Raw genomic sequence first — 12553 nt, forward strand, 5'->3', positions numbered from 1 at the left:
GCCGATCACCGGCAGGTGCTCCATGACCGCGCTGCCTGATCCAGATGGAAGTGATCCCGGTGCTGTTCGTTGTAGGCGGGCGAAAGGACAGTCCCGAATATATCGCACGCCTCGTCCCTGATGCGTTTCAGGAACGCTGACTTATCTGCATCACCCTCCCAATTATTGACCAGGCTGACTTGCTGGCCATCTGCCAGCACAAACCCCGATATATCGATGGCATTGCCGGTTGCATGTTCGCTCCATGGTCCATCGTCGCGGCCATAGAGGCGGCGGCAGCTATATGCGCCATAGTGCTGAACAGAAACGATTTTGCTGCCCAGCATTTCCTGTGCGGCGGGGCGAACGCTTCTTTCCAACCACAGTTCCAGTCCGGCACCTACCGCGCAGGTTGTCGCCGGCGGCCTTCCGGCAAACGGGTATGTGGTCAGCAAGGTCCGGTCGCGGCGGGCGCATGCGCCTTCGCCTGATGGCGGCAGGGCCTCGAATTCGATCTCGCTTCGCGTAAGGACAGCGCGGCAAAGCGCCGTATCATCCCTCAGCGAAGAAAGTTTGCTGGCTGTGGTCCAGCCCACCGGATCGCGTAGATCAAGCGGTGCCCATGGATTGTGTTGCGGGTTCTCGGCCATGAACCGCCAGGCAGCGAGCGCGAGCGCCAGGATCGCGATTGCAAGCGCGGCCCTCCTGTCTGCCTTGAACACACCAATTTTGCGGGAAATTCGCGACTTGCCCATATTCAATGAAAATCCCTCGATTTGGGGATTACGCGGACGTCGCGCGGGTGGCCGCCATGCCATCCGCATTCACGATTGCCCGGCGGCGGCTCCTCCCATGGCTCCACCGGCCGATATGGGTCCTCTGCACCTTCTCTCAAGTCATCTCTGGGGTTCAGCTTGGCCGGCAACGGGCTATTCACATGGTCAGCGCGCGCAACCGGGGCATTGAGCATTTCATCCGACAGTTTGTAGAGCTCGTTCGAGGCATCGGTCATGTGGTGAGCAATGACATGAATCACTTCGTCATCATACTCCACACGCCCGCGAACCTCCATCAGGCGGGCACCCATCACAACCCGCCGCTGCTTCTCCTTCAGATCGGGCCACACGACCAGGTTGATCACGCCGGTCTCATCCTCAAGCGTGATGAAGCAAACGCCCTTGGCGCTGCCGGGCCGCTGACGGATCAGCACGACGCCTGCGACATTGACCATGGAGCGGAATTTACGCTTCCTGAGGTCGCACGCCCGCACGAAGCCGCGCTCACCCAGCCCAGCGCGCAAGAAAGCCATGGGATGTGCCTTCAGGCTGAGACGCGTGGTCTGGTAATCATTCACCACTTCTTCGGACAGAGGCATGGCGGGCAAAGCCGCTTTGTGCCGCTCGGCCCCTTCATCGCGTTCCTCTGCATAGCTGAACAGCGGCAAGTCCGGCCCACCGATCAGGCTGCGCGCATCCCACAAGGCTTGCCGCCGTGAAAGCCGCAGGGAGGAGAAACAATCGGCCGATGCCAGCCTTTCGATATGAGCCGGGGAGATGCGCGCACGGTCGCGCAGCGCCATGACGTCAGTATAACCCCCTGAATTCTCACGTTCCGATAGCAATTGCGCCGCAACATGTTCAGGCAAACCATCGACCTGCCTCAGGCCGAGGCGCAGTGCGATATGGCTGTCCATGCGCCCTTTTTCCCCTGCCTGTCCTGCTGGCCGGCGCAATTCCTCCAGCGTGCAATCCCACTGCGATTGATTGACGTCAGCCGGTAACACTGTGACGCCATGCTCTGCCGCGTCTCGCACGATCTGTGCCGGGGCATAGAAGCCCATTGGCTGAGAGTTGAGCAAGGCGCAGGCAAAGGCCGCGGGGAAATGGCATTTGAGCCAGCTCGACACGTAAACAAGATGCGCAAAGCTGGCGGCGTGGCTCTCGGGAAAGCCGTATTCGCCGAAGCCGCGTATCTGGTTGAAACAGCGCTGGGCAAACTCGCGGTCGTAGCCGCGATGAACCATCCGCTCGACCATCATGTCCTGCAACTCGTCCACCATGCCGCGGCTGCGGAATGTCGCCATCGCCTTGCGCAGGCGGTTGGCCTCCAGACTGCTGAACTTTGCCGCATCGAGCGCGATCTTCATCGCCTGTTCCTGGAAGATCGGAACGCCCAAGGTCCGCTCCAGAATGCTCGACAATTCGTCCGGCGGTCCGTGTTCAGGCCCGGGGGCCGGGATGATCACCTTCTCCTCGCCGCGCCGCCGCTTGAGATAGGGGTGGACCATATCCCCCTGGATGGGTCCGGGACGCACGATCGCCACCTGAATCACCAGATCATAGAATTCGCGCGGGCGCAGCCGCGGCAGCATGTTCATCTGTGCGCGGCTTTCCACCTGGAACACACCCAGCGAGTCCCCCTTGCGCAGCATCGCATAGGTCTCCGGATCTTCGCGCGGGACAGTGGCCAGCTCGAGCCGTCTTTCATGATGGTTTTCAAGAAGATCGAGGCATTTCCTGATGCAGGTCAGCATCCCCAGCGCCAGCACATCGACCTTCAGAATTCCCAGCGTTTCGATGTCATCCTTGTCCCATTCAATGAAACTGCGGTCGGGCATCGCGCCATTGCCGATCGGAACGGTTTCAGTCAGCGCCCCTTCGGTAAGGATGAAGCCGCCGACATGCTGCGACAAATGCCGAGGCATTCCAATCATTTGCTCGGTCAGATTCAGAACCCGGCGAAGGTGCGGTTCGGTGATGTCCATCCCCGTCTCAGCCACATGTGCCTCGCCGATCTCACGGCCATGCCCGCCCCAGACGGTCTTGGCGAGTGCGCTGGTTATGTCCTCGCTCAGCCCCATCGCCTTACCCACTTCGCGGATCGCCATGCGCGGCCGGTAATGGATCACCGTGGCGCACAGGCCGGCTCGGTGGCGCCCGTATTTCTGGTAAATATGCTGGATCACCTCCTCGCGCCGCTCATGCTCGAAATCGACATCGATATCGGGCGGTTCCTTCCGCTCCTCGGAAATGAAGCGGTCGAACAGCAAAGCATGTTTTGCAGGATCGACGCTGGTGATGCCCAGGCAATAACACACCGCCGAATTGGCCGCGCTGCCCCGCCCCTGGCACAGGATCGGCGGATCGACGCCGCGCGCGAAGTCGACGATCTCCTTGATGGTGAGGAAATAGCGCGCGAGATCGAGCTTCTCGATCAGCGCCAGTTCTTTCTCGATCGTCAGCCGGACGCTATCGAGCACACCATTTGGATACCGCCACGCGGCCCCTTCCCAGCTAGACTTTTCAAGCATTTGCTGCGGCGTCATGCCGCCGGGATAGCTTTCCTCCGGATACTCATACTGCAATTCGTCCAGGCTGAAACGGCACGCATCGGCCACCTCGCGGGCGGCGCTGATCGCGTGCGGCCACCGTTCGAACAACTTTACCATCATTTCGGGCGATTTGAGGTAGCGCTCCCCATTGCCGTGCAGAAGATGCCCTGCCTTTGCCACCGTGGTCTTATGGCGGATCGCGGTCATGACATCCTGCAGCGGCCTGCGCTGGGGCGTGTGATAATGGACATCGTTGGTCGCTAGCAGACAAAGCCCGTTCTGCCGCGCGAGCATATCGAGGCGGTCGATCCGGGCGATATCATTGCCGGTGTAGAGGTAGCTTGCGGCAAGGTGCCGCAGCGATGGCAGGCCGGCCGCCAGATGGGGCAGGCTTTCCTCGAAATTACAATCAATTGACGCCGCAAGCGCAGATCCATCCAGATCCACGACGTTGCTGCCCCAGGCTGGTATCGTGAACTGCGCTTGCAGATCGGACGGAGACATCAGGATCAGCTGCACATCTTCGCTATGCTGCGAAAGCAGGGCCAGCGAGATATCGCATGCACCCTTTTCCTGCCACTCACCGTCCAGCGTCTGCATTCGCGCGGCAGAAATCAGGCGGCAGAGACGCCCGTAAGCTGCCCGATCCCGCGGGTAGGCAAGAAAGCAAAGCCCCTCGACAGTCTCGATCCTGCAACCAATAACCGGCTGCAATTTAACCGTTTTCGCCTCTGCGTGGACACGCACGACCCCGGCCAGCGTATTGGCATCGGCAATCGCGATTGCATCATAGCCCAGCTGCCTTGCGGCCAGCACCAGGTCTACGGCGTCAGACGCACCGCGCAGGAAACTAAAGCAGCTGACCAATCCAAGTTCCACGAAAGGCGCACACGCGGGCGCATCGAGCATTGCCGGATCAATCTCCAGCGTGCGCTTGTCAGGGGTAAGCGGAGCCTCCGGCATATCACACTGCCAGCTCCGCCAGGCGCTCCCTCACTGCGGCGAGATCAGCATCGAACAGTTTCACCTGTTTCTCCTGCGCTTCGCCTTCAAGCCGCAGCAGGTAGGAAGGATGCGCCGTGATCCACAGTTCGCTGCCGTCCTCGAGCGGGACCGGCTGCCCGCGAACCTTAGAAATGCTGACTGTCCTGCCAAGTATTCCGCGCGCAGCGCTGGCGCCCATCGCCAGAACCACCTTGGGCTTTACGATTTCGCGTTCGGCCTCGATCCACCAGCGGCAGGTGTCAATTTCCTTCGCCGCCGGGGACTGATGGATGCGCCGCTTGCCCCGCAGGACATATTTGAAATGTTTCACAGCATTGGTGACATATGCCTTGCTGCGCTCGATACCCGCCTTCTGCAGATGAACATCGAGCAATTGGCCCGCAGGACCGACAAAGGGGCGACGGGCCTGATCCTCCTGATCGCCCGGCTGCTCGCCGACAATCATCAGCGCCGCATCCTGCGGCCCCTCACCCATCACCGAATGGTTGGCGAGTTCACCGATTGGACATTTCCGGCACCGATCGATCGCTTTTTCGATAGCGCCAAGTGTTTCCGGGCGCTCGTCAAAGGTCAGTTCGCCCGCGGCAACCATTTGCGATTCCCGCTTTTGCGCGCCAGCCACCAGTCCCGGAATAAGCGCTGCCTCGGGCATGTTTTTCCAGTATTTCTTGGGCATTTCGCTCATCATCGCGCTGACTTTCAAGCGCGCTGGATTGAAGATCGAAGCATAATATTTGAGCCAAAGCTCCTCGGCCGGATCACTGCTCGGCGCATCGCCCCGCTCCGCCGGCGGGCTTTCCCGCATGGTTTCTCCATCCCAGTGGATGCAGCCTTTCGGTGTCAGGATGGACCAGTGCATATTGGCAAAGCGGCGTTTGAAGAACCCTGCATTGGCGCGCACGATGTGATGATCAGGTTCGAACCAGGCGACATAGTGATCTTCGCCATCGTCGCGCTCCAATCGGCGGAAACGGACAAAGGCGTGCATCTTGTGGCTGTCGCGCCGGACATTCTTGTCCAGTTCCTCCACCCGGCGGACCTGCAGATCGGTCTTGTCCTCCATGATCCGGGGATTGGCCTGCAATCGCCACAGAAGCGCATAGAGCAAGGCAAAGCGTTCCGGGTCGGAATGGAGCACGACATTCTTCGCCAGCGCCAGAAATCGCTTGCTGCCGCGAATTTGCGGCACATCAGCTGGCGGGACCGGCAATTGAGTGCCTTCCCCTGCAAACAGATCACCCGAGCTGCCCGGCTCTGTCCAGCTGACCTGTCCGGGTGGAATACCGCACTGGACCAGCTGGCGCGCCTTATCCCGCCAGAAAGCGAAATCGTCCGGCTCCAGCATGGAAACGGTGTAATAGGCAGTATCGGTGGGCTGACGGAGCGCGGTCATGCGGCAAACAGTTCCAGCTGTTCCTGTTTCGGCGCAAGCAACGTGCGTAAATCCGCGCGATCGGTCAGCGTAGTCGGCCGCCAATCGGCCGCGATGATGAACGGGCGCACCTTGGCAATAGAAACCGTCACACGCCCGACATCTTCGAGCCGGAGCGTCTTGTGACGTCGCGCAGCCAGAACCCGGTTTACCGCCGTGACGCCAAGGCCCGGTACACGGAGCAGCATTTCCCGGGGCGCGCGGTTGACGTCGAGCGGGAAACTCTCACGAAACTTGAGCGCCCATGCAAGCTTGGGATCGATATCCAGCGGCAGATTGCCGTCATGATCGGTCGCCTGCATTACTTCGCGCGCCTGATAACCGTAAAACCGCATTAGCCAGTCGGATTGGTACAGGCGGTGTTCGCGGATCAGCGGCGGACGTTTGAGCGGCAATACGGCGCTGGCATCCGGGATCGGGCTGAAAGCGGAATAATACACGCGGCGCAGTTTGAACCCGTCATACAGCCGGCTTGCCTTGCCCACGATGTCCGCATCGCTGGCGGCATCTGCGCCGACAATCATTTGCGTGGACTGGCCGGCAGGCGCGAAGCGGGGGGCGTGTTTGAACCGCTTCCTGGCGTCTTTCATCTCGGCGATGTCGGATTTCACCTTGCCCATCGCGCCCTCGATCTGCTGCGCGTTCTTGTCAGGCGCGAGGCGGGTGAGCCCGCTGTCGGTGGGCAGTTCAACATTGATCGAGACGCGGTCGGCATAAAGCCCCGCCTGATGCACCAGTTCAGGATCCGCTTCGGGAATGGTTTTCAGGTGGATGTAACCGCAAAAATCGTGTTCTTCCCGTAGGATACGCGCGCATTCTACCATCTGCTCCATAGTGAAATTGGAACTTTTTATGATGCCGGATGAGAGAAACAGCCCCTCGATGTAATTGCGCCGGTAGAAACTGATCGTCAGGTCCGCGACCTCCTGCGGCGTGAATCGCGCACGGCGGACATTGCTGCTCTTGCGGTTGATGCAATAGTGACAATCGAAGATGCAGTGGTTGGTCAGCAATATCTTGAGCAGCGAGATACAGCGCCCGTCCGGCGCATAAGCATGGCAGATTCCCATCCCCTCCGTCGAACCGATGCCTTTCCCGCCGAGCGAATTCTTCTTCGCCGTGCCCGAAGACGCGCAGGATGCATCATACTTCGCCGCATCGGCGAGAATGCCGAGCTTCTCTATCGTGCTTAACTGGCCCATTTGTTCTGTATATGTTCTTGTGCCTCGTGAGGGAAGCAGGAAATCGAGATTTTTTTGCGTTTCCGCGGGAACCACTTTTACAGTCATGCGTAATGGAGCCACGGACCGGGCCCCTCTGGCGAGCAAATGCTCGTGATGTCGGACGTATCGAACGACAGTGGGCCGAACCGATTTTCACTCACTGTCAGGTTAGATTGCGCCGGCTATGACCGGCAGCAGCGGGTCCGTGTGAGAGCATTGCCCCGCTGTAAAAGTGGGAAAATACAATGAAATATATCGCATCTTTCGCTGTCGCTGCCTGTCTTGCGACCACTGCATCCGCGCAAGACTGGAAATTCGGCGACGGCGCAGCGCCCGAACGCTGGTCACTCCAGAACAGCAATTATGCCTTGTGCGATGCCGGGCTCAACCAGTCCCCCATTGATCTTGGTGCCCCCAATGCCGTGGCCGATATTGAATTGGAAACGAGCTATGGCGAGACAGAAGCAAAGCTGAGCCTTGGCAATCAGAAGATCCAACTCGATTTCCCCGCTGGTATGGGAATGGTGTCCGGCGGACTGGATTTCTCCCTTCTGCAGGTTCATTTCCATACGCCATCGGAACACGCCATAAACGGTGAACGCTTCCCGCTGGTCGGCCATTTCGTACACGCCACCGAAGACGGAAAGCTGGGCGTTCTGGGCATCATGTTCAAAGAAGGCGAAGCGAACACCGGGCTTGCCACCATCATAGATGCGCTGGACAGCGGGAGCGGTGCAGAGGTCAATCTGGATATCGAAACGATGATTCCCGATAACCTCTCTGTTTACCGCTACATGGGTTCGCTTACCACGCCCCCTTGCAGCGAAGGTGTAAACTGGCACGTTTCCAAAGACATCGTCACCGCAAGCGCGGACCAGATCGCCGCGCTGAGCAAGATTCTTGGCAGTAGCGCACGGTCGATCCAGCCCCTCGGCAATCGTCTGTTGGTTGCGCCGGCTGAATAACCCCGGATAATCACAAGCCCGACTGGGGCCTCAGGCGCACAGTCCTTGCAGGTACCAGTCGGGCAATCCGCCCTGTTTGTCATTGCCGCGTCCGTCACCGATCAGGCCGTGGCGGTAAATCCAGTAACGGCGGCCCTCGCCGTCCTCAATCCGGTAGTAATCCCGCAGGCGAACGCTGGACCTTTCACGCCACCATTCGGGGGCAATGCGTTCAGGCCCTTCGACGCGGGCGACTTCGTGCACCTGGCCGCGCCAGCGGAAACGGCGCGGATAGCCATCGGGGGTGGCGTACAGAACCGTGATACGTTCTGCCTTATCCAGCATTTTCAGCGGCCTGTGATGGAAAGCTAGTTCACCTTGTGATGCAGGTTCCGGCTCCAGCGGGGGCTGCCAACGCTGCGCGCGTTCAGGAATATGGCTGGCAAACGGCACCGGTCTGGTCACTGCCCGAGAGCCAAGCCGGACTGTCAGCCGGTCCACGCAGGCGGCAAGCGAAGTGCCCTGGTTTTCAGCCGATGTCTCTATGTCACCTTGTGATAGGGCCAGCGGTTCCGCCCAGCTCGCCCGCAAGCGCACGGTTTCAATCCCGAAACCGGCATCTACATCATCCAGCTTGGCCGCGAACAGGCGGCAGATATGCGCGGCATCGCGGGTTGCAGCGGCCATTTCCAGCGCACGGACAACCACTTCTCCATCGACGCGCCATAGCCCAAGTTCCAGACGGCGTGCGCCTTTGGCCTTCCCCTCCAGTTCGCGTGACATGTCCTGCGCCAGATCGGCCAATACTTGGTCAAGCAGTTCGCGGTGCCGGATCGGCTCTGCAAGACGCCGCTGGACCAGCGGCATATGTTGCGGAATTACAGGCAGCAGCGGTTCCGGAACCTTGCCCAGCAACTGGTCCATCCGCACCAGCGGATTGGCTGCGGGGGAGCGGCGATTGCGGAACCGGCGCATGATTGCATCGCGGCCTGTGCCACCTGTCCCGCCGGCCGTAGTGATGCCCGAAAGGTCGGATAACCGTTTCAAACCAAGGCGCCTCAGAACCGTCATGACGTCATCATCAAGGCGGAGCGCGGCAACCGGCAGCTGCGACAGGCGCTGCGCGATGTCGTCATCAGGATCCAGAATTGCCAGTTCGGGGCCGTAATGTGCCAATGCCCAAGCCGCACCGGCAGTCGGCGCGATGGCAAGCCGTGCAGCCAGTTCGCGCTTGCGGAACAAGGCCTGGGCATCTTCCAGCAGTCGCCGTTCCCCGCCAAAAAGATGCGCCGCAGCGGTGATATCGATCAGCAATCCGTCAGGCGGGTCCATCGCGCTCCACGGGCCCCATCGCTGCGCCCATATGGCAAGTTTTTCCAGCGCATCGATATCGCCCGCAGGATCGCTGGGGGCGACCTGTATCGACGGGCACAGCGTACGCGCGTCAGCCAGCATCATGCCCTTGCGCGCACCGGCGGCAATGGCCGCTTCGTTAACTGCATTGATGCGCGGTCCATGCGCGGTTTCAGTGATCAATGCGGTTGGCAGGGCATCGCCGCCCTCGCCCCGTTTGAGGCCGTTAGAGAGCCGCCAGCGATCGACCGACAGTCGGGCGAGCCAGACCGACAGGATACGCCGCGGCGGGCGCGCCTGCTCCTCTTTCTGTATCGTTGTCGGCGATGATTGCGGCGCTGCCGGGCCGGGTCCCAGGCCGGGCGGCTTTGAGAGACTGTCCGTCATCGTGCAAAATCCATTCTCCGGGTGGGTGGGACCGGGCACGAAACAGCTCGGCATGCCAGCTGGGTGTGCCCGGGGCGGCGGCGTTCCATCGGGGCCAGGGCGATTGGGCGGAACGCACTTCCCATCGCATCCGGGCAGAGGAAAGGTCATGCCCGGCATCGAACCGCACCAGCCATAACGGAACACCGTGTCTTTCCGCAGCCAGGCTGAGACGGCGTGAGGCGGTGAAATCGAGTGCACGCGGATTTCCCGCCAGTTCCCCGATCACGAAGGCAAGGTCGCGGCAGCGCACCCCCTCCTCCAGTGCGAACAGTGCATCTTCCGCCTTTTCCGCCAGAACGTGGATGATCCGGTGGCGCAGTTCCGCCGGCAGACCAGGGCGATAAGGCCGGCCATTGGCCTTCACCGCCGCACGGTCCTGAACCCATAATATCGAGCGCTGGTCATCCCCGGCAGCCAGCGGATCTGCCTGCCGTTTGATGTGTTCGCCGCGCCATTGATCGAGTGCAAGCGACAGCGCCGCAGCCGCGCCGCTCCCCTCACTCCCCGAAGCGAAAACTTCGCTGTGATGCACGCCTGACAAGCCCGGTTTCCAGCGAGCGGAACGCTGCACGGCAAGCGCAGAGGCATCCTTCAGCAAAGGCTGCGGAATCGAAGGGGAGGTATCGTGTGGCATGTTGGAACGACTCATATGTTCTTATTATGTTCCAATCCGCAAAGACGCGCAATATCCCCGCTGAATCTTTTCCCTAGGAACAAAACACGCGCCTTTCCCGTTGAACTACCAAACGAAACAAGGAGCCCCCAATGCGATATCAAGATGGCAAAGCAGATGAACTGAAGACCAAATTCTGGAAGGCGATGGACGATTCGTCGTTTCTCTTCCTCCAGCTAGACGGCGATCCCAGCACCGCAGTTCCGATGACCGCACAGCTGGACAAAGACGCCGACAGCGCGATCTGGTTCTTCACTCAGAAGAACAGCGATTTCGCCAAGCTGGGCGCAGCCACCGCAACCTTCACCGGCGATGATCACAAGATGTTCGCCCGCTTCCACGGAAACCTCGCAGTCGAAACGTCGAAAGAACGTTTCGACCAGTTCTGGAACAACTTTGTCGAAGCATGGTACGACGGCGGCAAGGATGATCCCGACATCCTGTTCCTGCGTATGGACCTCGGCAATGCGGAGATATGGAACGGCGATATGAACATCCTGAACGTGGCGAAGATGGCGCTCGGCATGAACGTCCACGACGAGGCCGAAAAACAGCACGCTGAAGCTGCACTCTAAAATTCGGCACAAGCCAAAATAAAAGGGCCGCTCAATCGAGCGGCCCTTTTTGTGTTGTCCGTTCGGATCAGCCCAGCAGGCTTGGGAACAGGCCCGTTACAAGAATGATCGTGACCGCAAGCGGGCAAACCCAGGCCAGCAGGAACCGCCAAACCATGAACATGCCGTTTGAAAGGCCGGTTGTCGTTTCCAGCAAACGCCGATCCGCCCGCCAACCGATAAACAGCGACGCCAGCAAAGCGCCCAGCGGCAGCATGATCTTGCCGGTAAATCCATCCACCGTATCGAGAATGTCCGTTTCGGCAAAAATGGACCAGAAGCCCAGCGGCCTGACATCTGCCAGCACATTGTAACCCAGCAGACAGAAGACACCGATCGCGAAAGCACCGGCACCGAATATCAGCGCGGATTTGTGCCGCGACCAACCCATTTCACCCACACCCCAAGCTGTCGGAACTTCGAGCAGCGAGATCGAGCTTGTAATCGCAGCCACCAGGATAAGGATGAAGAACAGGAAACCGATCAAAGACCCGGCGGGCATCGCTTCAAACGCGAAAGGCAGCGTCTGGAACACAAGTGTCGGACCTGCTGCCGGATCAAGACCAACAGCAAACACGATCGGGAAGATCATAAGTCCTGCGAGCAACGCGACGCCGGTGTCCGCAATCGCAATCGCAGCAGCGGTCGAGCCAAGCTTGGTCCCTTCCTGAATGTACGAACCGTAGGTGATGATCCCGGCTACACCCAACGATAGCGAGAACAATGCCTGCCCAAGCGCCGCGTTCATCACTTCGGGGGTCAGTTTCGACCAATCGGGTGTGAAAAGAAACGCAACCGCCTCTCCCACATCACCGACAACAGCACCGTAAATGGTGATGCCGACAAGAAGCACGAAAAACGCCGGCATAAGCCATGTGGCCGCCTTTTCGATCCCGCCGCTGACGCCGCGCGCAACAGTAAAGAGGGTCGCACCCATGAATAGCAGGTGCATCGTCAGCAAAAGCCCGGGGCTCGCAAACAGGTTGCCCATACGTCCGGCGATGACTTCTTGCGATTGGCCTTGCAGCGCACCCCGGAAGGGATCGCCCGCAAGCACAGCCTGCAGCAAGTCCATGCCGAAGACACCGACATAGTAAAGCACCCAGCCCGCAACCACGGAATAGAAGGAAACGATCAGGAAGGCGGCAAGCGCGCCCAGGCCGCCGAACAACGACCATCTGGTGGATACGCCTGACTGAGCGGCTACGTTGCGGATCGATCCAACTGCGTCCGATTGCCCTGCACGGCCAATGAAAATTTCGGCCAGCAAAAGCGGCAAGCCGAGCAGGAACACGCATCCGATATAGAACAAAACAAAGGCGCCGCCCCCGTTTTCTCCCGCCAGGGTCGGGAATCGCCACAGGTTACCAAGCCCGACGGCTGCCCCGATAGCGGCGAGAATGAATGCTGAGCGGGAAGACCAGCCTTCGCGCGGTGAAGCGGCAGTTGCGACCATAAGCTTAAATTTCCTCTCTCGGCGGCACCCCTCAGCGCCGCTTCGTACGGGGGCTTCTGCAATGAATCAGGCCTCTAGTCGAGGCAGGAATTGCGCAAATCCCCCACTCGGCTA

General features: G+C 59.9%; 9 protein-coding genes. 2 read left to right on the top strand and 7 right to left on the bottom strand.

The window, feature by feature from the left end; genetic code table 11:
- Nucleotides 1-5: 5 nt before the first annotated feature.
- The 4 genes from PO778_RS04955 to PO778_RS04970 are packed head-to-tail and all read right to left on the bottom strand — an operon-like array spanning nt 6 to nt 6949.
- Nucleotides 6-734 (bottom strand): extensin-like domain-containing protein, encoded by a 729-nt coding sequence (locus PO778_RS04955; RefSeq protein ID WP_160729959.1) that lies wholly within the window; start codon nt 732-734, stop codon nt 6-8.
- A 2-nt stretch (nt 735-736) separates the two neighbouring features.
- Entirely contained in the window at nt 737-4273 is a 3537-nt protein-coding gene (locus PO778_RS04960) for an error-prone DNA polymerase (protein WP_271438818.1), read from the bottom strand.
- A gap of 1 nt (nt 4274) precedes the next feature.
- The gene (locus PO778_RS04965; protein WP_271438819.1) at nt 4275-5708 is read right to left on the bottom strand and encodes a UdgX family uracil-DNA binding protein; all 1434 of its coding nucleotides are present in this window, start codon (nt 5706-5708) and stop codon (nt 4275-4277) included.
- Nucleotides 5705-6949 (bottom strand): putative DNA modification/repair radical SAM protein, encoded by a 1245-nt coding sequence (locus tag PO778_RS04970; RefSeq protein ID WP_271438820.1) that lies wholly within the window; start codon nt 6947-6949, stop codon nt 5705-5707. The genes PO778_RS04965 and PO778_RS04970 overlap by 4 nt, the downstream gene beginning before the upstream one ends.
- 266 nt (nt 6950-7215) lie before the next feature.
- Here PO778_RS04970 and PO778_RS04975 point away from each other — a divergent pair, with 266 nt between their 5' ends.
- Nucleotides 7216-7935, top strand: a complete 720-nt coding sequence (locus PO778_RS04975) for a carbonic anhydrase (RefSeq protein ID WP_160729963.1) — start codon at nt 7216-7218, stop codon at nt 7933-7935.
- Nucleotides 7936-7965: 30 nt separating this feature from the next.
- On the opposite strand, the gene PO778_RS04980 is transcribed toward PO778_RS04975, so the two are convergent.
- Together PO778_RS04980 and PO778_RS04985 are read right to left on the bottom strand one after the other, a co-directional pair.
- A complete protein-coding gene (locus tag PO778_RS04980; protein ID WP_271439344.1) occupies nt 7966-9543 on the bottom strand; it encodes a DUF6504 family protein in 1578 nt (525 codons plus the stop codon).
- Nucleotides 9494-10330, bottom strand: a complete 837-nt coding sequence (locus PO778_RS04985) for a hypothetical protein (RefSeq protein WP_271438821.1) — start codon at nt 10328-10330, stop codon at nt 9494-9496. The genes PO778_RS04980 and PO778_RS04985 overlap by 50 nt, the downstream gene beginning before the upstream one ends.
- A gap of 131 nt (nt 10331-10461) precedes the next feature.
- On the opposite strand from PO778_RS04985, the gene PO778_RS04990 reads away from it, so the two are divergent.
- Entirely contained in the window at nt 10462-10944 is a 483-nt protein-coding gene (locus PO778_RS04990; protein ID WP_271438822.1) for a pyridoxamine 5'-phosphate oxidase family protein, read from the top strand.
- A gap of 67 nt (nt 10945-11011) precedes the next feature.
- On the opposite strand, the gene PO778_RS04995 is transcribed toward PO778_RS04990, so the two are convergent.
- Complete coding sequence (locus PO778_RS04995) at nt 11012-12439, bottom strand: sodium-dependent transporter (protein WP_271438823.1); 1428 nt, start codon at nt 12437-12439, stop codon at nt 11012-11014.
- Nucleotides 12440-12553: the final 114 nt, after the last annotated feature.

It is taken from the genome of Pontixanthobacter luteolus (assembly GCF_947494915.1).
Taxonomy (GTDB): Bacteria; Pseudomonadota; Alphaproteobacteria; order Sphingomonadales; family Sphingomonadaceae; genus Pontixanthobacter; species Pontixanthobacter luteolus.